This window comes from Rickettsia senegalensis (assembly GCF_056135685.1).
Map to the genome: position 1 here is coordinate 533,300 of NZ_JBVYTQ010000001.1, position 22,208 is coordinate 555,507.

Sequence of the window (22,208 nt, forward strand, 5' to 3'; positions counted from 1 at the left end):
TGTGCGGCAATCCAGAAATAATTAAAAAAATTCTATAAATCAGAGTTTTTGACTGGATTGCTTCGTCAATTGCTATGCAATTTCCTCGCAATGACGGTTCAGGTATCAACGTAATGCCAAGCGAGACAACAAGCAGAAAATTAATTATATAATATTATATTAGGCTTCCTTTATTATGGCCTTAATAATTCAAAAGTTTGGTGGTACTTCCGTTTCAAATATTGATAGAATAAAAAAAATCGTTCCTATCATAAAAGCCGAAATAACTAAAAATAACCAAGTAATTGTAGTAGTTTCGGCTATGGCAGGTGTTACTAATCAACTTGTCACATTGTGTAATGAAGTATCAAGCCTTAACAACATTTCTCAATTTGCAGAATATGATGTAGTACTTTCTAGCGGCGAAATAGTCACTGCTTCATTACTAGCACTCGCTCTTCAAGAAGAAGACATAAAGGCACAATCATTTCTAGCTTGGCAATTACCGATTCTCACCGATAATAATCATAGTAAAGCTTTAGTAGAATCAATTACTACAGATTTACTAGAAAAATATTTACAGTTAAATACCGTCCCTATAATAGCCGGTTTTCAAGGAACTAACAAATCCAATAGGTTAACTACTTTGGGCAGAGGAGGATCCGATACTACTGCCGCCTTAATCGCTGCAGCTATGAAAGCCGATAGATGTGATATTTATACTGATGTAGAGGGAATATTTACTGCTGATCCAAGAATTATTCCAAATGCTAAGAAGATAAAAGAAATAGATTTTTTAGAAATGTTAGAACTAGCATCAAGCGGAGCAAAAGTACTACACCCTAGAGCCGTAGAGCTAGTAATGCGGTATAACATAGATATGCGTGTCCTTTCAACATTTTCACCGAATACAGAAGGTACGTTAATTACTTCAAAGGATAAAAATATGGAGAATGGAATTATTAACAGCATTACTTCTAATAAAAATTTATTAAAAATATCTGTAAAGAGCATTTCTTTAAGTTTTTTGCAAGTTGCAAATATGATTACACAAAATAATAATCATATTGAATTTATGCAAGAGATAAAAAATAATGAAGAATATAGTTTTATTACAAATTTAACTGATAAAAATAATTTACAAGCTTTACTTACTAATTTAAAAAATGATAAGCAGATACAAGATTTTACTTTTGATGCCGAAATTGCTACAATCTCTCTTATTGGTCATGGGATTAAAAATGATTGTAAAGTACTTGAAACGATATTATCAAAGTTAACGAAAGATAATATAAATGTTAACATGATACAATTATCAGAAGTTAAAATTACCTTATTAATAAATGATCAAGATGCAGAAAAAACAATTTTTAATTTATATAATCTTTTTAAAATATCTTAGATTCTACACCTGAAATTTAATTTATATTTTAAGTTATTTTATATTAAAATTATAAGATTTTGAAAAGGCGTGGCTTCTATTCCAGAAAATTTTATAATTTGTGATAAAAAGAGTTAAAATAGGTTAATTTAAATTTCATATATAAGACCTAAATACTTAATTAAATAGCTTAAATTTATTATTTTCATTATAATTATCTTCTATTTACTATTTATTAGTTATATATTAATAAATAAGTTTAATAGGCTATCTATAAAGTTATTTTAAAGCTAATTAAATTCTTTTTTGCTATAAAATCTCATTAATTATCAATTAAAATAATTTCATAGATAGCCTCTTAAAAATCATAAATTCTTATCATTTAAAAAAATTATTTTAACTCTCAATTTTCAGGAGTAAATTTTACAGGAAAAAATAATGAGCGAAGATATAAGGTCAAAAGAAAGATTTAATCGGATTAACGATATATCAGAGGCAAATACAGATGGTCCAGAAGAAATTAGAAATAATTTTAAAAAATTTGTACTGAATATATTAGAAGCAGACAATATAACCCCGTATAAGTTAAGTGAAAAAACAGGTACCCATGAAACAGCGTGGAAAAATTTCCTAGATGGTCGTACAAAAATGCCTGATATGGGAGCAATTGTTGCTCTCGCCGATTATAAAAATGTCCCGCTAGATGAAGTAATAGGCAGAGATATAAATAAAGAAAAAAAGAGAACGGTAGAAATAAAACAAACTCCAGAAATATCCGCATCTATAGCTAAACTACCAAAAGACACACTTCAAGAAGCCATGCTGATAGGAGAAAAAACTAGAGGATTTATACATATACCGACAACTAAAGAAACAAAATCTTTTGCTAAACAAGTTAAAAACTCTAATAAACCGAAAGGAAGATCTATCTAAATAAAAATATGTTTTCAATATTGATCCTAATATAAAACCTTACTTGATATTCTAAAATGGAAAATAACTTCAAAACGACCAAAATGGCCGACGCTACTTCCTCTTGCTTCCACTGATATTTCACCACAAAAAATAACTGATAATGAGAATATAAGGGTAACTTATGTAGGACATGTAACCTTTTTAATTCAAATAGACGGTTTAAATATCTTAACTGATCCGGTATGGTCGGAGCGGGTTAGTCCTTTTACTTTTGCAGGACCAAAGAGAGTAGTAAAGCCTGGCATTAATTTTACCGATTTACCTAAAATTGATATTATAGTAGTAAGTCATAATCATTATGACCATTTAGATATAAGAGCAATTAAAGATTTATGGGTACGAGATAAACCCAAGATTATTACACCGCTAATGAATGACGTAATAATCAAAAAACATATTAGCGATGCAGAAATTATTACCTTGGGATGGTGAGAATCATATAAAGAACAAAATATTTATCTAGAACCAGCCCAACATTGGTCAGCTAGAGGAATATTTGATAAAAATAAAGCATTATGGGGAATTTTATCATTAACACTAAGATGGGAGATATTTGTTTTATAGGTGATTCGGGTTATAACGATACACTTTTTAAAGAGATCGGAAAAACATAATATTTTAATAAGCCTTATTCCGATAGGGGCTTATGAACCAAGATGGTTTATGAAACCGGTACATATGAATCCTGAAGAAGCCGTATTTACTCATTTGGTAATCCTCCCATTTTTAATCGCAATAGAGAGTAGAGAGTTAAGTTGCGAGAGCTAATTTTTGTATCGGTGTTATACCGCCAATATGTAATAGTTGAGATTTAATCTTACATTTAGTAAAATTAAGATAATATTAAATGGAGGATTAGAGATGAATCTAAATCAAAAAATAATAAAGCCAAAAATAGGATTACTAGAATTAGCTAGGAGTCTTGGTAGTATATCGTCAGCATATAAAGCTATGGGTTACAGTAGAGACAGTTATTATAGGTTTAAAGAGTTATATGAAACAGGAGGAGAAGAAGCATTATATGAGATTAGTCGGAAGAAGCCAATTATAGCGAATAGAGTTGATCCTGCCGTAGAGAGAGCAGTATTAGATATGGCAGTAGAATACCCCGCTTATGGTCAGCTGCGAGTATCAAATGAGCTTAAAAAGACTGGTATTCTTGTATCACCTGGAGGAGTTAGATCTATTTGGCTACGTAATGATTTAAATAATATCAATAAAAGACTTAAAGCATTAGAAGCCAAAATGGCTCAGGATGGTATTGTTCTTACCGAAGCTCAGTTACAAGTATTAGAGAAACGGCGTAGCGAGAAAGAAGCTCATGGTGAGATTGATACACAGCATCCAGGTTATCTAGGATGCCAAGACACATATTATGTAGGTAATTTTAAAGGCATAGGCAAGGTATATTCTCAAGTGTTTATTGATAGTTACACTCGGGTTGCAGAGGCTAAACTATATACTGATAAAACAGCACTTACCGCTGCTGACATGCTTAATGATAGAGTGTTACCATGGTATGAGAGTCAGCAAATACCAGTACTTCGTATTTTAACTGATAGAGGTGGTGAGTATAAAGGTAATATAGAACATCATGCTTTTGAATTGTTCTTAAGCATTGAGGGTATTGAGCATACTACTACTAAAGCATATTCTCCTCAAACAAATGGTATGTGTGAACGTTTTAATAAAACTATGAAACAAGAATTCTTTGATACTGCTATGCGTAAAAAGATCTATACTGATCTTGATGATCTACAACTAGATCTTGATATTTGGCTAGAATATTATAATAATGAAAGACCGCATTCCGGTAAATATTGCTATGGAAAAACACCTATGCAGACTTTTATGGATAGTAAAAAGTTAGCTGTTGAAAAGAATAACGAAATCTTATATCTTGAATACTCATCTGACAGTCATAACTTATCAGACATTCAGATATAATTTTTATAATGTCTGTAAGATTAAATCTTGACTTCTACACTACTACTAAAGCATATTCTCCTCAAACAAATGGTATGTGTGAACGTTTTAATAAAACTATGAAACAAGAATTCTTTGATACTGCTATGCGTAAAAAGATCTATACTGATCTTGATGATCTACAACTAGATCTTGATATTTGGCTAGAATATTATAATAATGAAAGACCGCATTCCGGTAAATATTGCTATGGAAAAACACCTATGCAGACTTTTATGGATAGTAAAAAGTTAGCTGTTGAAAAGAATAACGAAATCTTATATCTTGAATACTCATCTGACAGTCATAACTTATCAGACATTCAGATATAATTTTTATAATGTCTGTAAGATTAAATCTTGACTTCTACACTAGCTTTCCCGTTCGATAAACTACAAGAATTGGCTAACTGTCCAGACTGGCGGAGAGAGAGGGATTCGAACCCTCGATACGGTATGACCCGTATAACGGTTTAGCAAACCGCCGCCTTCGGCCACTCGGCCATCTCTCCGGTTATGGCTTAACTTTATATCATCTAAATTATAAAATTTCTAGAATTATTTTATAATTTTTCTAACTAAATATGATCATTTTCCGGCTTTGCGGAATCGCCTATAATCAAAGCTTCCTTATCACAACTAGGTGATAGTCCTTTAAAGTCAGTATACCAATAAGTAGGTAAACCATCCCAACTACGGAAATATTTAATGTATTCGTAAAAATGTTTAGCCTCTATTTCTGTAGTTTCAATAGTTGTGTCATCGTTACAAATATTAAAAAGTTGCTCGGTTATATAATAAATAGATTTGGTATCGTTTTTATATCTACCTATTAGGTATTCTATAATTTCAACTCGTTTTTGTAAGCTAAGATTGTAAGAGCTTGCAGTTAGAAACTTTACCAAGCCATCTTTATCGTCACAAATATTAAAAAGTTGTACAGCTGTGGGATAAATAGATTCAGCATCTTCTTTATATTTATCTATTAAGTACTCTATAATTTTACTTCGTTTGTTTAAACTCAAATGACAATAGTCCGAAATTAACAATTTTATAAACTCCTCATTATCATTACAAATACTAAATAATATTTCTGAATGTTCTTCGCTAAGATTATTAAATAATTTCTGATATTTAACTAAAAATCTATTCCAAGTTACTGCTTCGATATTTATAAAGTTCTTATAGTTTTTTGGTTGGCATTCAGTATTATATTTTTGTGATGGTACTATAAAATTAAGGTTATCTAAATTTTGATGAAAATTTTGTAGTTCTTCAAAATATGCAGCCATAAAAATGATCGTACACTGAGTAATAGCAGAATCTACAAAATAAAATTGATAAATAAATTTGATGATATTTGATATGTCTGCTACTAACTCGCTGTCTAGTTTTCTAATATCATTTACTATATCATCTATATATGTTAACTCTTCATTCGTGTGTGCTTCATATTTAATATTTAAATCTTCAAATGTAATAATTTTACCTTTCGCTATTTTATCTGTTATTGCATAGTTTTTAATTATAGGTTCTTCGTAATTAGCGATAATATAAATTTCCGGATTATATATATCTTTGAAATTATTTCGCAGCATATTTTTTACTGCTTTTACGTATTTTGATTTAGGTAATCAAGCTCTAGCATGTGAATATTGGTAAGTAGTAAACTTGCATTATCTTTTTTATCAAAAGGAACAACATACCATGGATACTCACCTTCTTTAATGTATCCTTTAATAAGAGCAATTTTTCTATAACATTCTTCTTTTAAAAATGTATCATTAGTATCTGTTAAAGCTAACTTTTCAAGTTCCGTTATTACCTTATTTAAATAGCTCCGCCAATCGCTAGTTAATAATTCTAGCAATTGCTTAAAAAACTAAAACTAATTTTCATATAATAATATTATTAAGTTAATTTAAAAACTTTATAAATCAGAAGTTATTAGAGGTGTTATTTGCTAAATTTATCTAAAAAATTCTGTAGTTCTTCTAAATTACTTATATTACTTAACTTATATGGATAATTAATTTTTCGGAGCATATTTGTTAATACGTTTCCGGCGCCTATTTCTACTATATGGGATACGTCTAGCTGATTAAATAGCTTTAAAGTTTCACGCCATCTAACTCGTCCGCATATTTGAAGAATTAAATTTTGTTTGATTTCTGTAGGATCTAGAGTAGGTTTTGCGGTATAATTTTGAATTACCGGTAACAAAGGCTTATTAATTACAGCTTTATCAAGAGCTACTCGCATTTTTTCTTCTGCCGGCTTCATTAAGCTACAATGAAATGGAGTGCTGACTTTCAGTTTTATCGCTTTGTAGCCCAAATCTTTAATTATACTAATAGCATGATCTATAGCTGCGGTTTTGCCGCTAATAACTATTTGTCCTTCGATATTATCATTAGCAATTTGGCATAAATTTATTTTGTTGATATCTTCTAATATTTCTTCAAGTTTTTGAAGTGGAATATTGATACAAGCTGCCATGCTTCCCTCGCCTTCGGGACATGCTTCTTGCATAGATGTACTACGTATATGCAGTAGCTTTGCTGCTGTCTCAAGGCTAATACTTTCAGTGCTACATAAAGCACTATATTCACCTAGCGAATGACCTGCAGTATAATCGCCAAGACTATCCAAACTTTTACCGGTTTCAGCTTTGATAATATTTATTATTGCCACAGATACTGCCATTAATGCCGGCTGTGCGTTGGTAGTTAGAGTTAGTTCCTCGGAAGTGCCGTTAAAAATTATGTCGGTAAGTTTTCGATTTAGTGTTTCATCAACGATTTGAAAAGTTTCTTTGGCGGGTATAAAATTATCATAAAAATCTTTTCCCATGCCGATCAATTGCGACCCTTGACCGGGGAAGATAAAAGCTGTTTTCATATTTGGTATTATCGATTGAGTTTATTAATAGATTTTATTAAAATTTTCTAAAATAGTCAAATTATTTTAAGCATTTTAAAACTGTTTTTCAATTGCTACGCTACATATAATTTTTACAAAAGTATTAATTTTTCTTAGCTCTATAACTTGATTACTTCCAACTAACACTATAAATTAAACTAAGAAAATATAAACAAGGAAATTAGTTATAAAGTTAAAAGAATATTTTAAAAAGTTAGAAAGTACAGCCTTTGGTCCATGGCTTGCTGCGTTTAAAAAATTATTTAGTGAAGAGGAATTAGAAGAGGAAATACTTAATATAAAGCAAAAGGAATCTCAAAAGCTAGAGGTTAATAAAAAAGATTTAGTTATTTTATCTAATAATGTTATTGAAATTGAACAAAAAGATACAATAGAGCATGAAGTTTCAAGAGTTAACCAATATAAAGAGAATATACGTTTGGTATTTACCCTAATTACCAATATTCAATTAGAAAAATTTGCAAAATTTATCTCTAATTTACCGAAAAAACGTAGTGAATTTAAGGATTACTTTCATAGTGAAGAACAAAAAGATGGGTTTTTTAAAGAAGATGCTTATAAAAAAGTTGTTAATAAAGGTAAATTAGTTGAAAAATTTCAAGACTCACATAAATATAATTATGAAGAAATAGAACAAAATGTTCATGAATTACAAGCTTATTTAGGTTCATATGAATATAAGCGTGATATTCCTAAATCTGATTTATTAGGGCATGATTATTACTATAATGCATAAATTATTATGCTATCTGAAGTAGCGGTTCCGATAATATCTTATTAATTTTCTTATGACAATATTTAAATATAAATGATTTAAATTTAAGATATAAGAGTTAAACTGAAATAAAAAATATTTAAGTTGAAATTTAAATAAATGTTACTACTATTATGTAGTGTAAACTAAATTCTATGAAATTTGTAGAAGTCAAGATTTAATCTTACAGACATTATAAAAATTATATCTGAATGTCTGATAAGTTATGACTGTCAGATGAGTATTCAAGATATAAGATTTCGTTATTCTTTTCAACAGCTAACTTTTTACTATCCATAAAAGTCTGCATAGGTGTTTTTCCATAGCAATATTTACCGGAATGCGGTCTTTCATTATTATAATATTCTAGCCAAATATCAAGATCTAGTTGTAGATCATCAAGATCAGTATAGATCTTTTTACGCATAGCAGTATCAAAGAATTCTTGTTTCATAGTTTTATTAAAACGTTCACACATACCATTTGTTTGAGGAGAATATGCTTTAGTAGTAGTATGCTCAATACCCTCAATGCTTAAGAACAATTCAAAAGCATGATGTTCTATATTACCTTTATACTCACCACCTCTATCAGTTAAAATACGAAGTACTGGTATTTGCTGACTCTCATACCATGGTAACACTCTATCATTAAGCATGTCAGCAGCGGTAAGTGCTGTTTTATCAGTATATAGTTTAGCCTCTGCAACCCGAGTGTAACTATCAATAAACACTTGAGAATATACCTTGCCTATGCCTTTAAAATTACCTACATAATATGTGTCTTGGCATCCTAGATAACCTGGATGCTGTGTATCAATCTCACCATGAGCTTCTTTCTCGCTACGCCGTTTCTCTAATACTTGTAACTGAGCTTCGGTAAGAACAATACCATCCTGAGCCATTTTGGCTTCTAATGCTTTAAGTCTTTTATTGATATTATTTAAATCATTACGTAGCCAAATAGATCTAACTCCTCCAGGTGATACAAGAATACCAGTCTTTTTAAGCTCATTTGATACTCGCAGCTGACCATAAGCAGGGTATTCTATTGCCATATCTAATACTGCTCTCTCTACGGCAGGATCAACTCTATTCGCTATAATTGGCTTCTTCCGACTAATCTCATATAATGCTTCTTCTCCTCCTGTTTCATATAACTCTTTAAACCTATAATAACTGTCTCTACTGTAACCCATAGCTTTACATGCTGACGATATACTACCAAGACTCCTAGCTAATTCTAGTAATCCTATTTTTGGCTTTATTATTTTTTGATTTAGATTCATCTCTAATCCTCCATTTAATATTATCTTAATTTTACTAAATGTAAGATTAAATCTCAACTATTACAAACCAAATAAATACTGATTTAACCAATCATATCTTACAGTTCTATTATATCTTTCAATATATGCATTTTGCTGAGGCATGCCTGGCTGAATGAATAATAACTTGATATTCTTTTCTTTTGCCCACTTGCTCAATAATTTACTGATATATTCAGGTCCATTATCACAACGTATAGATTTTGGCTTACCTCGCCATTCTATAATTTGATCTAGTGACCTGATAACTCTTCCTGCTGACAATAAAAAATCAGTCTCAGTACCAAGGCTCTCTCTATTAAAGTCATCAATCACATTAAATAAACGATATTTCCTACCATTCTCTAAACTATCGTGCATAAAATCCATGGACCAGCAATCATTTATTGTTTTAGACACTATAAGCTTTTTAGGCTTTGCTCTAAGTAATCTCTTCTTAGGCTTTATTCTCATATTAAGGGCTAGCTCCTTATATATCCTGTATACACGTTTATGATTCCAACCAAAACCTTTGATATTACGTAAATATAAAAAGCAGAGGCCAAGGCCTCAGTTCTTTTGATCACCTACTAAACGCATTAGCTGGCCTGCTATAATATCATCCTCAGATGATAGCTTCCTTTTATATCTATAGCATGTTTCGCTGACACCAAAGATCTTGCATGCACTCCTTATAGAAATATCTTTTTCTCCAGATATTATTTTAGCCATCTCCCGCCTTTGAGATGGCTTCCTAACTTTTTTTCAAGTACTTCCTTTAATATATCAGCTCTTAGCCTTTCCTCAGCATACATCTTTTTAAGCCGTGCATTTTCCGATTCTAACTCCTTTAATTTAGTAATCATCGGTAAAGCTATACCACCATACTTTGATCTCCATTTATAAAATGTCGCTGATGGTATTTTGTGCTCTCTCAGTATAGACGCTACAGGCATCCCACCGCTCGCTTGCTTTAAGATAGACATGATTTGGCTATCACTGTGCTTTGATATTGTCATTTATAGAATCTCCTCCTTTGTTTCTAGAAAATTCTACTCCTTTTGTCGATTGTTTTTGGGGGGGTTGCCCTCCTTATTAGCTACGTTATGCAAGAAGTCTAATAAAAAAAACTTGATACCATCCCGCGATTTATCCACACAACTGTCCGAAGTTGAAAAATAAGTAGAATAAGCAAGTGTTTTTACAACTATTGCTGGTAGTATTTTTAATGTTTTACGTTAAAAATAACATTTTTAACTATTAAATAGTTTTTGTTCATTTTAACTTTGGATAGTTGTGTGATTTATTCACGGGATCCAAAAAAATACTAAACATCTAGTATTTTTAGTTGTTTTCCTGGATACCGTGGTCAAGCCACGGTATGACATCTCTCTTTAGTTAGCAATGCCCTTAATAAAGCAGCTGTTAATTAAAAGTTTGCTTGACTATTTCATACCAACAATTTTCAGGAGCGGCTGCTTTATTGCTAAAACCGCATATAATTAGCCGGTCTTTAACTCTTGTCATTGCAACATAGAGTAGTCTCATATATTCCTGTAAGTCTTTTAATTTTTCAGCTTCTTTCAGATCTTGTAAAAATGCGGGTGTGTCCGCAGCATTAGCAGAAAAAAACATTTCCTCTTTATCGTCCCAAATAAATTTATTGCTACTTACCGGCACAGTAGTAGAATCGCATAATATAACGATAGGAGCTTCAAGCCCTTTAGAGCCATGGACGGTCATTACTCTTATTTTGTCTGAATGCTCCATATCACGTTTGATGTAGATATCGTTATTCTCAAACCAAGCAATGAATCCTTGCAGTGAATTATCTATATCATTTGTATAGTTTTTGCTTAATGTTAATAGTTCATTTATCATATCATCATCGTAAATCTCTCGTAAATTTAGATTATTCACCACTAAATCAAAGAAATTCTCAACAGTAGATATTTTATAAATTTCAATTAGAGAATTTAACTTAGCGTATATTTCTTCACAAGCAGATAGATTATCCCATAAACTACTATCGGTTTTATTTACAAGAAGTTCGTATAATTGTTTTTCGTTCATGCCGATAATCGGTGATTTTAGTAAGCCGGCAAGGTTTAAATCATCATCAGATAATAACACAAATTTAGCTACCGAGATTAAATCCATTATCGTTAGATTTTCCTTAAGGTTAATTCTATCGCTTATCTCAACTTTAAGCTTAGCTTTGCTAAGTTCTTTTATCAGATTATTACTAAACTCGTCTCTTTTTCTTACTAATATCATGAAATCTTTTTCAGATATTCTGCTTGCGGTAGAAGGCAAAATTTCTTTGCTTTTTATTTGTTCTTGTATAAAATTTATGATTTTTTCTATGAGTAAATCAGTGGCGGATTTAGAATTTTTATAATCTTCAGGCAATGCCCAAAAAAGCTCTTCTTGTTTTTCACTCGTTACTAAAGGCCAAATTGTCACTAGACCTTGATGTATACGAAATGAGGATATTAAAGGGTTATCTGAAAGGAATAAACTAGGGTAATTGGATTTTATATTTTTCAAAACATTATGAGTAAATTGTAAAATCTCTGCACATGATCTATATGAGCATTCAAGCGTGACATTTTTGAACTTCTTATTAGCATTTGTAAGATTTGTTTTTAGTTGCTCATTTACTAAGCTAAAATTATGAAGATCCGCTCCTTGAAAGCTAAAAATCGATTGTTTATCGTCACCAACGATAAAGGTACTATTATTTGGCTTATTTGCCGCATTAAACTCCGTTATTAAAGTAGTAATAATATTCCATTGCTGGGGGCTTGTGTCTTGTGCTTCATCGACAAGAATATGATTTATTTCACTCTCCAGCTTATGTAGCAACCATTCATGTGTAGTTTTATTATTCAGTAATTTCTCAGTGTAGTAAATTAGATCATCGTAATCGAGTAAATTATTTTCTTCTTTATAGAAATCGTATTTTTTTAAAATAATATGAGCAAGCTTAGTAAGTAAATTCGTATAATATTCTAGCTCCTCTATGCGACGCAGCTCATCTAATCGGTAAATTTCAGAAGTGATTTTTTCTAGCTCTAACAATAATTTAGGAAATTTTCTTATTAATACTTTCGATAAAAAGCTTTTACGTTTTTTTCCGTCTTTGGTAAAAAAAATTTCTTTCGGTTCTATTTCCAAATCATATTCTGCAAATAAGTTTTTTACCTTATCGTAAATATTATTTAATTCCCCTAACGCTAATCTTTTATTATATATTTCTTTAGGAATTTGCTTATTTATAAATAACTTCTTGAATTTAATTTTCTGCTCAATTATTTCAGTAAAAATATCTTGCAATGTTATTTCATGAAAGCGGTTAAGCAAAATTTTAATTAAGTCATTATGCTCATCACTTAAGTAGATTTCATTTCTGATATTTAGGAAGATATCCTGTAATTTAGTTTCTTCAAGAATCTTAAATTCCGGTGTGATACCTGCTTCTAAAGGAAAAGTTTTAAGGATTTTTTGACAAAACGCATGAATTGTATAGATATTTAAAGACTCATTACTATTTAGTATTTTATCGTATAAAGTTTTTGCGTTTTCTATTTCTTGCGGTAGCGGCTTATTGCCACTCATTAAGAAGAGTTCATTGTCTAATTTTTCTGCATCGCAAAGAGAAAGATGTTTAAGTTTACTATTAATTCTTGCTTGCATTTCTATAGAAGCAGCATTAGTAAAAGTAAGGCATAAAATATTTGCAGGTTCTACACCTGTTATTAACAAACGTAAAAACCGATCGGTTAGGATTTTGGTTTTACCTGTACCTGCTGATGCTGATACCCAAACGGAATAATTAGGATCGGATGCTTGTTGTTGTAGATCACTCATTTTTTCTTTTTTCTATGCGTCCCTAATCGTCATTGCGAGCAGCCGTAGGCTGTGTGGCAATCCCGTTAAATATCCTGAGATTGCTTCGTTAATTACTTACGTAATTTCCTCGCAATGACGGAAAACTGATCCCTACACAGAAATAACATTACGCCTATAAATAATATAAATCACTATTAAAGATACAGCAAGACCAAACCAAGTTAGGGCATATTCTAAATGGTCATTTCTGATTGCTGCTAAATGATTTATTGAAAGAGGTAATAAAATATCTAGATTGCTAATATCTTTTCCTTCCGCAATAATATAAAAATTCTCTAGATTTAATTCTAAGGTTTGAGATGCTTCTTTCAAATCTAAAGTTAGCCACACATTATTTTTTATATCGTTAGCAGGTAAGTAGCTACGAGTTTTTTCAGACGGCATAGTAACACCGATAATCTCATGTTGTTGGTCGTTTGTAGCTTGAGTGATAATATTTTTATTGCGATTACTAAACCAGCCTCGTGCTACTAAAATAACTTTATCTTCTATGGTTTTAAAAGGAGTAACTAAATAATAGCCGTCTTTTTCGCTCGACATTGACCTTCTACCATATAAATATATGTCTTTATTAGGTAAAAATTGACCGGTAATTTTTACTTTATGATAAGGTAAACTATCTTGAATTTCTGCTAAATTAATTGCAGATGAAGTGAGGTTAGTTTGCATTGAGGCTAAGAATAATTTCTTTTCCTTTAAACGGCTAAGCTGCCAAAAGCCTAAGGAAATAAGTATTGTAAACGTGATAAGTACAACAAGGTTTGTTTTCATAGGTAAGTTTAAGGAATGTTGATAATCGTCATGAGCTAAGCGACTACAAAGAGCGTGGCAATCTCATGAAACAATATCAAACTCCTGAGATTGCCACGTCGAGGCTTTGCCTCTCCTCGCAATGACGTTTTACTAAGCAGTTTTTAAAATACTACTAAGAAACTCTTTATGTTTTTGTAGCTCTTCTTTTGTAGGTTTAACAACAATGCCGGCTTCTTTTTTTGGGGCATCTGCACGATTAACCGTTAAGTTATTTATTCCGACAGATTTATCAACCATTTTAAAAGCGAATTGTCTACCACCCGTTAGTTCCACATATACTTCTGCAAGTAATGCCGCATCTTTCAAAGCCCCGTGAAGCTGCCTACCTGAATTATCAACTTTAAATCTTTTACATAATGCGTCAAGATTATATTTTGAGCCTGGAAACATACTTCTAGCCATAACTAGAGTGTCTATAGCATTGGACAGTTCTAAAAGTTTGATTTCCGCTCTTTTTAATAATGATAATTCATGATTTAAAAATTTAATGTCGAAAGGAGCATTATGAATAATAAGTTTGCTATCTGAGATAAATTCTAAAAAATCATCGGCTATTGTATGAAACAAAGGTTTGTCCTTTAAAAACTCACCGGAAATACCGTGAATTCTATAAGCATCAAACGGCATGTCCCGCTCAGGATTAATATAAAAATGAAAATTCCTGCCTGTTAATACCTTATTCACCATCTCAATTGCACCAATTTCGACGATTCGATGACCTTGTCGTGGGTCAAGTCCCGTAGTTTCGGTATCTAAAATTATTTCTCTTAAACTCGACATTCCCAATCCTTTATTATTCTTTTAAAATCGTCATTGCGGGCGGGTATTGTTGCGTAGCTCGATTTATGCCATTCCCGCGTAGGCAGGAATCCAGGGTAAAGCATGTTAGGTGTCCACCCCGTGGCTTGACCACGGGGTCCAGAAAAAAACTAACAAAGACTGGATACCGCGATCAAGTCGCGGTATGACAAAGAACTAGATTCCCGCCTACGCGGGAATGACATAAGTACCATACAACAAGCTTACAATTTCCTCGCAATGACGAGAATTAGCTTCTCTATTTGTTTTTCCAAGTCTAACATATCAACGCCGCTATTTATAGCAAAATCTGCTTTTGCTATTTTGCTCTCTTGTGATAGTTGAATTTCTTTGATTTTATTATAAATCTCTATATCAAATGAAGTTCTCGTTATTGCTCTTTGCATTCTTATTTCTTCAGAGCAGTATATTGTTACGACAAAATCAAAATATTTATCAAATTTAGCTTCATAAAGCAACGGTATTTCGGCAAAGCCAAATTTGAAATTAGCATTTTCTTTTTTAAATAAAATGAGTTTATCTATCAGTAATGGGTAAATAAAATTTTGTAATTTTTCTCTAGCTAGGTCGTTATTGTAGATTAAATTTCTGATTTTTCCGATATTGAAAGATTCAAGTTCAGGGAGTAATTTTAAGATTTGAGTTTGCACGCTTAAATCGTGATATAATTCTTTTATACATCTATCGGCACAAAAAGTTTTATATCCTTTTTCTGCTAAATAATCCAAAATAAAAGTTTTCCCCGAAGCATAGCTACCGGTAATACCTATTGCTAACATTTTGTTATAAAAATTTTATGTTCATTAGCGAGTTTTATAGTTAATTCTTCTTCGACTATAATTACGTTATTTTTCTGAATCGCTACTCCTTTGTAATTATATTTAGCAAGATTCTTTATAGTATCAGGGCCAATTGTTGGCATATCTAGTCTGTTATCTTGACCTAATTTCGGTATTTTTACTAATATTCCTCCATAAGGTTTTTTACGCAAATTTGCACATCTAGCTATTAAATTATCTGTCCCCTCAGCAGCCTCTATACCAAGTATGTAGCCATTTTTAACTATAACAGATTGTGCGATGTCGAATGGACTTAGATGATTTAATATTTTTATTCCAAGCTCTATATCATTTTTATGTGAACTCGTAATGGTGGTATCGGTTATAATATTAGAATCACATTGTTGATTTTTATATATTTCGTTACTTGAAATTACTTTAAAACCGTAGCTTTCAAAAAAATCCGCTACTATTTTTAGCAAATTATCATCTCCTCGAATTTTTTGCCCAACTATTTTGCAAAGCAATAAACCACCTATTTTATCTACAGATAAATTTTTAAAATTCGGTCTATTAACTCCGCCTATAAAAATAATATTTTGTACCTCATTATCCTTAAAATATTTTATAGCTTCACCAACCATACCGATTTTTAAAATCTTATATTCAAAATCTTTAATTTGATCTATATCAGCTTCGTCTTTAATCGCCGCTATATAACACTTGCCGCCTTGCTTTGTATAGTTACTTGCTATTAAGTAAGGTAATGAACCTCTGCCTGCGATAATTCCAAGATTTGGTAGCATAATTAAGTTTTTAATTTAGAATTCTAAAAATTTATTATAAGTCCATTTTAAATATAAATCTAGAATTCTTATTTGACCTTTACATTTTAATCAAATTAAGGCATAATATTTGGTGCTAATATAGCTATAGTAATAAACGTAATTTAGAATAGAGGTTGCGGACTCGGGGGCAGTACCCGACGCCTCCACCAATACTCGATGTCATTACTGCGTGGGTGCCAAACCGTCATTGCGAGCGACTGAAAGGAGCGTGGCAATCTCAAGAAATTTGACGAGATTACCACGTCGCTTCGCTCCTCGCAATGACGAAGAAACCGAACCACACAAGAATAACACCAAAATCTTGAGGGGGCGAAATAGGATCGACGTACCTAATAAAAAGATTGCTTTTACTCGGGATGATTCCGCCGATGGCTTTTGCCGTATGGGTCAAAACAAAGAAACGCAAACGATAATAATCGTTATGTAGGTGCTCCAGCTTTAGCTGCAGCTTAAGCCTACGCGGCTGGGGGTTTGCCGGGCAACAGAAAAACCTCACATAACTCATATACCTATTTTTATTTTTAGAGTGTATATTTTATTTTTTTCGTATGAATATTGAATATAAAAAATTTGTGAATGAATATATGCTAGAATTTGTAAAAAAAATTCTAACTAAGATTCAGCATGAAAATTTATATTGGGATCAGTTAATATACATATCGTACAGAACCGATAACCCTGCGGTAATTTTACCTTCAAAAGTTAAACAGGCATATCCAAAACAGATAACAATAGTACTTCAATATCAGTTTGAAAATTTAATAGTAAATGATATCGGTTTTTCCTTAACGGTAAGTTTTGACGGTGTTAAAGAAATAATTTATGTACCTTTTGATGCACTTATTAGCTTTGTTGATTCCAATAATAATTACAGTCTAACTTTTAATCAGTCGTTAAATATACAAGAAAATCACCAATATGAAGAGGAAATAAGTAGTAATAAAAGTTATAAAACTTCATTATCTCCAAATCCAAATGTTATAATGTTAGATAAGTTTCGTAACTCTTCTAAACCTAAACCTAGTTAATGCCCATATATGGATTCAAAAGTAGCTATATATACTGATGGTGCATGTGCAGGTAACCCTGGTCCTGGAGGATGGGGTGCTTTGCTTCAATTTAATGATACTAGCAAAGAAATATTTGGGTATGAGTTGGATACGACTAATAATCGTATGGAAATTACGGCAGCACTTGAAGCATTAAGGATTTTAAAAAAATCTTGTAATGTTGAGATTTATACCGATAGTAAATATTTGCAACAGGGAATTACCTCTTGGATTCATAATTGGATAAAAAATAATTGGTGTAAAAGCAACAATGAGCCCGTTAAAAATGCCGATTTATGGCAAAAATTATACGCAGAATTGAGTAAACATACTATTATTTGGAAATGGGTAAAAGGTCATGCAAATAATAGCGGTAATATTGCTGCCGATAAACTTGCAGTGCAAGGAAGAGAAACTGCTATAGAAATTTTAAAATGTCGTGGATAGATAAGTTTTTTATTACTTTTTTTCACAAAAAAGTAGGAGAAGATGAATTTTTGAATCAATATTATGAAAGCCGTAATATTGATTATTTAGGGCGTCAACGGAGGTTTGTTATTTATAAGAATGTAAATGAACCTACAAAAATTCCGCCGAGTTGGCACGCTTGGTTACATCATTTAGTAAATGAGATACCGAAAAATATTCAGCTTTTCCCGTGGCAAAAGAATAATAAAATAGTTAAAAAGCCGCCTAAAACATCAAATCTTAAATATAGTAGATGGCAACCGTAATTAATTAATAAAATATAAAAAAACAATGAAACAAAATATTATTGAAACAATTATCGGCTTTGTAGTATTAATTATTGCTTTACTATTTTTGATTTTTGCCTACAAAACAGGTAGTTCTATAGCTAGCTCAAAAGGTTATCAGGTAACTGCTAATTTTCAGAGTGCAGAGGGTATAGCAGTTGGAAGCGACGTAATGATCTCAGGTATAAAAATAGGTAGTGTAAAGAAAATTAATTTAGATCCTAATAGCTTTTATGCAAGTGTATATCTAAATATTAATGATGATGTTAAAATACCTAAAGATTCTAAAGCCCAAGTAGTCACCAGCGGGTTACTTGGAGGTAAATATATTTCAATTGTACCTGGTAATGATGATGAAAATTTAGCGGCTAATGAAGAGATAAGATATACTCAATCAGCAATTAATATTGAATCATTAATTAATAAAATTGTCTCTTCATTCGGTAGTAAGTTGAAGTAATACGAAATAAAAAACCATCAAATTTAGCTGAATCTAAACTAGATTCGGTTTTTTTATTGTTTCAGCTCTTGTAAAGTGTTTACAAGAGGAGTATCTTATAATTGTAAGCAAAGTAATTTGCTTACAAAATGTAAACTAATAAAGGAGTAAATTATGAAAGAATCAAATTCAAACTCTGCTAAAGAAGATGTCGAAGGTATCAAAAAAGATATTGAAAGCTTAGTTTCAAGATTACGTAATTTGAAAGGTAAATCCGGAGATATTCTAGATGAGCAGTTAGGTCATTTATCATCCGTTATGGAACATTATAAAGATAAAGGAATAGATAAAGGTAAAGCTAATGTAGCGGATTTATGTGAGTCGACACGTGACCACCCTTTGCGGAATCTCGCCTACGCTTTTGGTGCAGGCGTGTTGCTAGCTATTCTTATGAAATAGGTAATTCAATGTTAAAATCTCTAATATATGAATTATTAAAAAGTAGCATTAAGCAAGAAGAGAAATCTTATGGCAAACCATTTGTCTATTTTTTTAATATTCTAGGTTTAGTTTTAATAATTATTGCTAATTATTGTTATTGTTCGGATAGTATGGAATTTTATTTTCTTATGCAAAGCGGAATAATTTCTATTATATCTTCTATGGTTATTGAAGCTGTTAAATGTTATTTAAAATACAAAAATAGATATCGTACTCTAGATTCTTTAAGGTCCAAAAGTAGAGAGTTAGTAGAGAGCATAAGTACGCCGTTTACTGACTTAGTCTCAACTAAGACCTTAATAAGATATTTACCTACGATAATTCGCTATGTTCCAAGTACCATACTGACATTTTTAGTATGTACTTATATTAAAAGAAAATTCTTAAAAAATGTTACATATCCACTTTTAGGTAAGTAGTAATTTATTTCTCGGTTTAGGTATTCTAAACCGAGCTTTAAATAATTCTGTCTTAACTTAACAAATACAGTTTCAATTTTTGTAAGATTCGCTGTGACTATGTCATTCCTGCGAAAGCAGGAATCCAAACAAAAAGTATAAATACAGCAAATTTTTGAAATTAAAGCTTAGGTTATCTTGTTTTATGATGGTTTCTGCTTCCGCAGGAATGACGCCCAGCAGTTTTCTTGAGCCATGCAACAACACTGGTCAAACGAACCAGGTGACAATGAACAGTCACGATTCGTTTATAGCTTCATTAAGCTCACTCTTAAATTAGTTATTCTTCTTTCTTAATTTTTTGGTAAATCTACATTATCTTAGCCAAGTGTATGAAAGTATTTAAGCTTTCTTCGTCGTCTTTAGTCATTATATAAGGCACTTTAATATATATAAGCATTTGATGTGTTTTGCCCGGTATTTTATTTTTCTCTAAAAACGCATATAATTTATGAGTATTGTTATGTTCACCTTGTATACTAAACGCTTTATTTACTGCAACTGATTTATCAGATTTTGATATAAAATCATCAATAAAATAGTTGAAAGGAGCTCTAAATAATTCGCTTAATTGCTCGTCATTTTGAAGTTCTTCATATGATAACGATCTTGCAGTTTTCAACTTAAAATATGATTTAATCATTTCAAGAGCAGAATATCTATCACAGTTATTATTAAGAATTTTATATAACATTTTTTGGTCATGCCTCCATATTGCAGTTATGCCTATTAAAAAGCTATACGTTCAATAAGAGTACCAATAACCTTATCATGAATATCCAATGACTTGGAAAAGCAGATTGTCTTACGTGCAAGCCTCTTGCATCTCGTTCTAAGGTTCAAGTTACTTCGTTCTATCCGTTGAGTGTATTTTTTACTGATAATATGCTTTTTAGGGTCTAATAACCTAGCATAACTCCCCCATCCATCTGTATAGTAAAAAGTCACCTTGAAATTCTCTAGTTTTTTCAGTAATGATTCTAATGTGCTATCACATCTTGTACCAAACGTATAAGCAACTACTTTTAACGAAATCTTATCCAAGGCATACCAAAGCCATCGTTGTATGGATTTATTCTGTACATAAGACCATTGTTCATCTATCTCAGGAGCAATAATTACTTCTGTTGTACTGATAGAATGATTTATTGTTTTTTAATACTAGATTTTTTTAAAACACGGATAACTGTATTGATACCCACTTTTAATACTCTTACTGTATCTCTAACTCCAGAGCCGTTGATTGACATTTCTACTATTTGCTCCTTAACTCCAGGCTTAGATGCATTATTAATATACTCCAATTAAAAATATCGATTACACCGCTTGCATTGATATCTCTGTTGTTTTGAAATTGAATATCCTGACTTTATTACTTCTTCTGTGTTGTTACAATATCTACACTTAACATCTATTTTTGCCATAACTCCTTAACTATAATTCTCTCTTATTACTGTTTGAGGATTATAGACTATTTACTCTAAACTGCAATACGGAGGCACGACCGTTAAAGCTATTTACAATGCTTATAACGGTCAAATCACAGAAGAACAAGCACGACAAGCAGCGAGGATTTTATCGCATTTTGTCAAAAGCTTATAGAGGTACAAACTAGATTAGAAAAGGAAAAAAACAATAAAACGTAAAATCTAATTGACTTTTTTAGAAAGTTGTATATAGAATCATAACCGGAATGGCAAAATGCTATTTTGGGGCTTAGAAACCTCTTGCTATTATGGTTATGTATCAGCCATTATATGGTGCAATCCTCAGCATTTATGGTTGGGGATGACGATAGACATGTCCAGAGCTTAAGGGTTACTTTGAGCTTAAAATCTATTGTGAACTGTTAGTAGCGGTTTTTCTAACTCCCCAACCACCATGAAATATTTTGTGGTGGTTAGGCTCTGTGAACATTTTTCATTGATTTGCTATTTTGAGATATTTTTTAGCGAAAATTAATAAGATTTTTGAAGGAATAGTTATTCATATTTCAAAAAAACTTATAATTTACAGCAAAAATAGCTAAAATTAAATCTTTTTAGAAATGTTCACAGAGCCTAGAACTTAGAAATCTAAGTTTAACTAAACGGGGCAAATCAAAATGACTTCTACTAAAAAAATAATAATCTTTCTAACATCACCTTCAAATTCTAAAGATCGTAAGCGTCGTAAAGAACTCCTTAATTCATATTGTCGGCAAAATAATTTCACTATATTACAAATCTTAGAGCAAAGCTCATTTGATTATACTATTTTAAGAGAGCTAGTTGCTCAAATCGTACACGAGCCTAAAGGAACCATTACTACTTTTATTGAAGATAAATTATTAAACACTCCAAACAGTATAGTTCTCTTTTCAGTAATTGGGACTTTATATTTACTTGGACTGATTAAAACGGAAATATATAATAAATCTTATACTGAGTTAAAACTTTGTGGTTCAATACTTGATGATTTTTTAAGTATTGCGACCTTTTAATCTTAATTTTTATATTCCAGGATAAATTATAGTATGCTAAGATATTGC

Annotated in this window: 21 protein-coding genes, 1 tRNA gene, 1 other RNA gene and 4 pseudogenes; 14 read left to right on the forward strand and 13 right to left on the reverse strand. The window is 31.3% G+C overall.

Annotated features, from left to right (window positions below; genetic code table 11):
* The first annotated feature begins 175 nt into the window (after window positions 1-175).
* From AC0ODJ_RS02790 to AC0ODJ_RS02810, 5 genes and pseudogenes are all read left to right on the forward strand, one after another.
* Entirely contained in the window at window positions 176-1,381 is a 1,206-nt protein-coding gene (locus tag AC0ODJ_RS02790; RefSeq protein ID WP_218460399.1) for an aspartate kinase, read from the forward strand.
* Between the two features lie 417 nt (window positions 1,382-1,798).
* On the forward strand, window positions 1,799-2,293 hold the full coding sequence (locus AC0ODJ_RS02795; RefSeq protein ID WP_218460400.1) for a helix-turn-helix domain-containing protein: 495 nt from the start codon (window positions 1,799-1,801) through the stop codon (window positions 2,291-2,293).
* 207 nt (window positions 2,294-2,500) lie between these two features.
* Complete coding sequence (locus AC0ODJ_RS02800; protein ID WP_218460401.1) at window positions 2,501-2,767, forward strand: MBL fold metallo-hydrolase; 267 nt, start codon at window positions 2,501-2,503, stop codon at window positions 2,765-2,767.
* Between the two features lie 429 nt (window positions 2,768-3,196).
* On the forward strand, window positions 3,197-4,282 hold the full coding sequence (locus tag AC0ODJ_RS02805; protein ID WP_474465674.1) for an IS481 family transposase: 1,086 nt from the start codon (window positions 3,197-3,199) through the stop codon (window positions 4,280-4,282).
* Between the two features lie 35 nt (window positions 4,283-4,317).
* A pseudogene (locus tag AC0ODJ_RS02810) lies at window positions 4,318-4,632 on the forward strand (integrase core domain-containing protein); the annotation flags it as partial.
* An 87-nt stretch (window positions 4,633-4,719) separates the two neighbouring features.
* Here AC0ODJ_RS02810 and AC0ODJ_RS02815 read toward each other — a convergent pair.
* From AC0ODJ_RS02815 to fabD, 4 genes are all read right to left on the reverse strand, one after another.
* Window positions 4,720-4,811 (reverse strand) — tRNA-Ser (locus tag AC0ODJ_RS02815).
* Between the two features lie 66 nt (window positions 4,812-4,877).
* Window positions 4,878-5,204 (reverse strand): hypothetical protein, encoded by a 327-nt coding sequence (locus AC0ODJ_RS02820; protein WP_218460386.1) that lies wholly within the window; start codon window positions 5,202-5,204, stop codon window positions 4,878-4,880.
* 707 nt (window positions 5,205-5,911) lie between these two features.
* Window positions 5,912-6,169, reverse strand: coding sequence for a hypothetical protein (locus tag AC0ODJ_RS02825; protein ID WP_256621226.1), 258 nt, complete (start codon window positions 6,167-6,169; stop codon window positions 5,912-5,914).
* A gap of 86 nt (window positions 6,170-6,255) precedes the next feature.
* Window positions 6,256-7,200 carry an ACP S-malonyltransferase gene (fabD, locus tag AC0ODJ_RS02830; RefSeq protein WP_474464960.1) on the reverse strand — a complete coding sequence of 315 codons (945 nt, stop codon included), beginning with the start codon at window positions 7,198-7,200 and terminating at the stop codon, window positions 6,256-6,258.
* Window positions 7,201-7,660: 460 nt separating this feature from the next.
* Between fabD and AC0ODJ_RS02835 the strand changes: the two genes are divergently transcribed.
* Window positions 7,661-7,978 (forward strand): hypothetical protein, encoded by a 318-nt coding sequence (locus AC0ODJ_RS02835; protein WP_256621227.1) that lies wholly within the window; start codon window positions 7,661-7,663, stop codon window positions 7,976-7,978.
* A 220-nt stretch (window positions 7,979-8,198) separates the two neighbouring features.
* Here the strand turns inward: AC0ODJ_RS02835 and AC0ODJ_RS02840 are convergent, their stop codons facing one another.
* The 7 genes and pseudogenes from AC0ODJ_RS02840 to AC0ODJ_RS02870 form a co-directional block, all read right to left on the reverse strand.
* On the reverse strand, window positions 8,199-9,284 hold the full coding sequence (locus tag AC0ODJ_RS02840) for an IS481 family transposase (protein ID WP_127896995.1): 1,086 nt from the start codon (window positions 9,282-9,284) through the stop codon (window positions 8,199-8,201).
* A 69-nt stretch (window positions 9,285-9,353) separates the two neighbouring features.
* A pseudogene (locus AC0ODJ_RS02845) lies at window positions 9,354-10,321 on the reverse strand (IS3 family transposase); the annotation flags it as partial.
* A 406-nt stretch (window positions 10,322-10,727) separates the two neighbouring features.
* Complete coding sequence (locus AC0ODJ_RS02850; RefSeq protein ID WP_474464964.1) at window positions 10,728-13,175, reverse strand: UvrD-helicase domain-containing protein; 2,448 nt, start codon at window positions 13,173-13,175, stop codon at window positions 10,728-10,730.
* Between the two features lie 132 nt (window positions 13,176-13,307).
* The gene (locus AC0ODJ_RS02855) at window positions 13,308-13,988 is read right to left on the reverse strand and encodes an SURF1 family protein (RefSeq protein WP_218460194.1); all 681 of its coding nucleotides are present in this window, start codon (window positions 13,986-13,988) and stop codon (window positions 13,308-13,310) included.
* A 132-nt stretch (window positions 13,989-14,120) separates the two neighbouring features.
* On the reverse strand, window positions 14,121-14,810 hold the full coding sequence (dnaQ, locus tag AC0ODJ_RS02860; RefSeq protein ID WP_218460195.1) for a DNA polymerase III subunit epsilon: 690 nt from the start codon (window positions 14,808-14,810) through the stop codon (window positions 14,121-14,123).
* Window positions 14,811-15,052: 242 nt separating this feature from the next.
* On the reverse strand, window positions 15,053-15,628 hold the full coding sequence (gene coaE / locus AC0ODJ_RS02865; protein WP_218460196.1) for a dephospho-CoA kinase: 576 nt from the start codon (window positions 15,626-15,628) through the stop codon (window positions 15,053-15,055).
* Entirely contained in the window at window positions 15,622-16,434 is an 813-nt protein-coding gene (locus AC0ODJ_RS02870; protein ID WP_218460197.1) for an LpxI family protein, read from the reverse strand. Before AC0ODJ_RS02870 ends, coaE begins: the two co-directional genes overlap by 7 nt.
* Before the next feature lie 74 nt (window positions 16,435-16,508).
* Between AC0ODJ_RS02870 and ssrA the strand changes: the two genes are divergently transcribed.
* From ssrA to AC0ODJ_RS02905, 7 genes are all read left to right on the forward strand, one after another.
* Window positions 16,509-16,973, forward strand: a transfer-messenger RNA (tmRNA) gene (ssrA, locus tag AC0ODJ_RS02875).
* Between the two features lie 51 nt (window positions 16,974-17,024).
* On the forward strand, window positions 17,025-17,504 hold the full coding sequence (locus AC0ODJ_RS02880; RefSeq protein ID WP_218460198.1) for an SspB family protein: 480 nt from the start codon (window positions 17,025-17,027) through the stop codon (window positions 17,502-17,504).
* Between the two features lie 9 nt (window positions 17,505-17,513).
* Window positions 17,514-17,972 (forward strand): ribonuclease HI, encoded by a 459-nt coding sequence (rnhA, locus tag AC0ODJ_RS02885; RefSeq protein ID WP_218460199.1) that lies wholly within the window; start codon window positions 17,514-17,516, stop codon window positions 17,970-17,972.
* Entirely contained in the window at window positions 17,960-18,259 is a 300-nt protein-coding gene (locus tag AC0ODJ_RS02890) for an NADH-ubiquinone oxidoreductase subunit NDUFA12 family protein (RefSeq protein WP_218460200.1), read from the forward strand. The genes rnhA and AC0ODJ_RS02890 overlap by 13 nt, the downstream gene beginning before the upstream one ends.
* 25 nt (window positions 18,260-18,284) lie before the next feature.
* Window positions 18,285-18,740 carry an outer membrane lipid asymmetry maintenance protein MlaD gene (mlaD, locus tag AC0ODJ_RS02895; RefSeq protein WP_218460201.1) on the forward strand — a complete coding sequence of 152 codons (456 nt, stop codon included), beginning with the start codon at window positions 18,285-18,287 and terminating at the stop codon, window positions 18,738-18,740.
* A gap of 153 nt (window positions 18,741-18,893) precedes the next feature.
* A complete protein-coding gene (locus tag AC0ODJ_RS02900; protein ID WP_218460202.1) occupies window positions 18,894-19,178 on the forward strand; it encodes a hypothetical protein in 285 nt (94 codons plus the stop codon).
* Between the two features lie 8 nt (window positions 19,179-19,186).
* Entirely contained in the window at window positions 19,187-19,639 is a 453-nt protein-coding gene (locus AC0ODJ_RS02905; protein ID WP_218460203.1) for a hypothetical protein, read from the forward strand.
* A 349-nt stretch (window positions 19,640-19,988) separates the two neighbouring features.
* Here AC0ODJ_RS02905 and AC0ODJ_RS02910 read toward each other — a convergent pair.
* Window positions 19,989-20,381, reverse strand: a pseudogene (locus tag AC0ODJ_RS02910) (hypothetical protein); the annotation flags it as partial.
* 26 nt (window positions 20,382-20,407) lie between these two features.
* Window positions 20,408-21,102: pseudogene (locus AC0ODJ_RS02915) on the reverse strand (IS1 family transposase).
* Window positions 21,103-21,782: 680 nt separating this feature from the next.
* Here AC0ODJ_RS02915 and AC0ODJ_RS02920 point away from each other — a divergent pair.
* Complete coding sequence (locus tag AC0ODJ_RS02920) at window positions 21,783-22,160, forward strand: hypothetical protein (RefSeq protein WP_218459815.1); 378 nt, start codon at window positions 21,783-21,785, stop codon at window positions 22,158-22,160.
* The last annotated feature ends 48 nt before the right edge of the window (window positions 22,161-22,208 follow it).

Excerpts from the sequence above, each read along its gene's own strand:
- AC0ODJ_RS02790 (WP_218460399.1), top strand. The coding sequence starts at position 176 with ATGGCCTTAATAATTCAAAAGTTTGGTGGTACTTCCGTTTCAAATATT.
- AC0ODJ_RS02795 (WP_218460400.1), top strand. The coding sequence starts at position 1,799 with ATGAGCGAAGATATAAGGTCAAAAGAAAGATTTAATCGGATTAACGAT.
- AC0ODJ_RS02805 (WP_474465674.1), top strand. The coding sequence starts at position 3,197 with ATGAATCTAAATCAAAAAATAATAAAGCCAAAAATAGGATTACTAGAA.
- fabD (WP_474464960.1), bottom strand. The coding sequence starts at position 7,200 with ATGAAAACAGCTTTTATCTTCCCCGGTCAAGGGTCGCAATTGATCGGC.
- AC0ODJ_RS02840 (WP_127896995.1), bottom strand. The coding sequence starts at position 9,284 with ATGAATCTAAATCAAAAAATAATAAAGCCAAAAATAGGATTACTAGAA.
- AC0ODJ_RS02850 (WP_474464964.1), bottom strand. The coding sequence starts at position 13,175 with ATGAGTGATCTACAACAACAAGCATCCGATCCTAATTATTCCGTTTGG.
- AC0ODJ_RS02855 (WP_218460194.1), bottom strand. The coding sequence starts at position 13,988 with ATGAAAACAAACCTTGTTGTACTTATCACGTTTACAATACTTATTTCC.
- dnaQ (WP_218460195.1), bottom strand. The coding sequence starts at position 14,810 with ATGTCGAGTTTAAGAGAAATAATTTTAGATACCGAAACTACGGGACTT.
- coaE (WP_218460196.1), bottom strand. The coding sequence starts at position 15,628 with ATGTTAGCAATAGGTATTACCGGTAGCTATGCTTCGGGGAAAACTTTT.
- AC0ODJ_RS02870 (WP_218460197.1), bottom strand. The coding sequence starts at position 16,434 with ATGCTACCAAATCTTGGAATTATCGCAGGCAGAGGTTCATTACCTTAC.
- AC0ODJ_RS02880 (WP_218460198.1), top strand. The coding sequence starts at position 17,025 with ATGAATATTGAATATAAAAAATTTGTGAATGAATATATGCTAGAATTT.
- rnhA (WP_218460199.1), top strand. The coding sequence starts at position 17,514 with ATGGATTCAAAAGTAGCTATATATACTGATGGTGCATGTGCAGGTAAC.
- AC0ODJ_RS02890 (WP_218460200.1), top strand. The coding sequence starts at position 17,960 with ATGTCGTGGATAGATAAGTTTTTTATTACTTTTTTTCACAAAAAAGTA.
- mlaD (WP_218460201.1), top strand. The coding sequence starts at position 18,285 with ATGAAACAAAATATTATTGAAACAATTATCGGCTTTGTAGTATTAATT.
- AC0ODJ_RS02900 (WP_218460202.1), top strand. The coding sequence starts at position 18,894 with ATGAAAGAATCAAATTCAAACTCTGCTAAAGAAGATGTCGAAGGTATC.
- AC0ODJ_RS02905 (WP_218460203.1), top strand. The coding sequence starts at position 19,187 with ATGTTAAAATCTCTAATATATGAATTATTAAAAAGTAGCATTAAGCAA.
- AC0ODJ_RS02920 (WP_218459815.1), top strand. The coding sequence starts at position 21,783 with ATGACTTCTACTAAAAAAATAATAATCTTTCTAACATCACCTTCAAAT.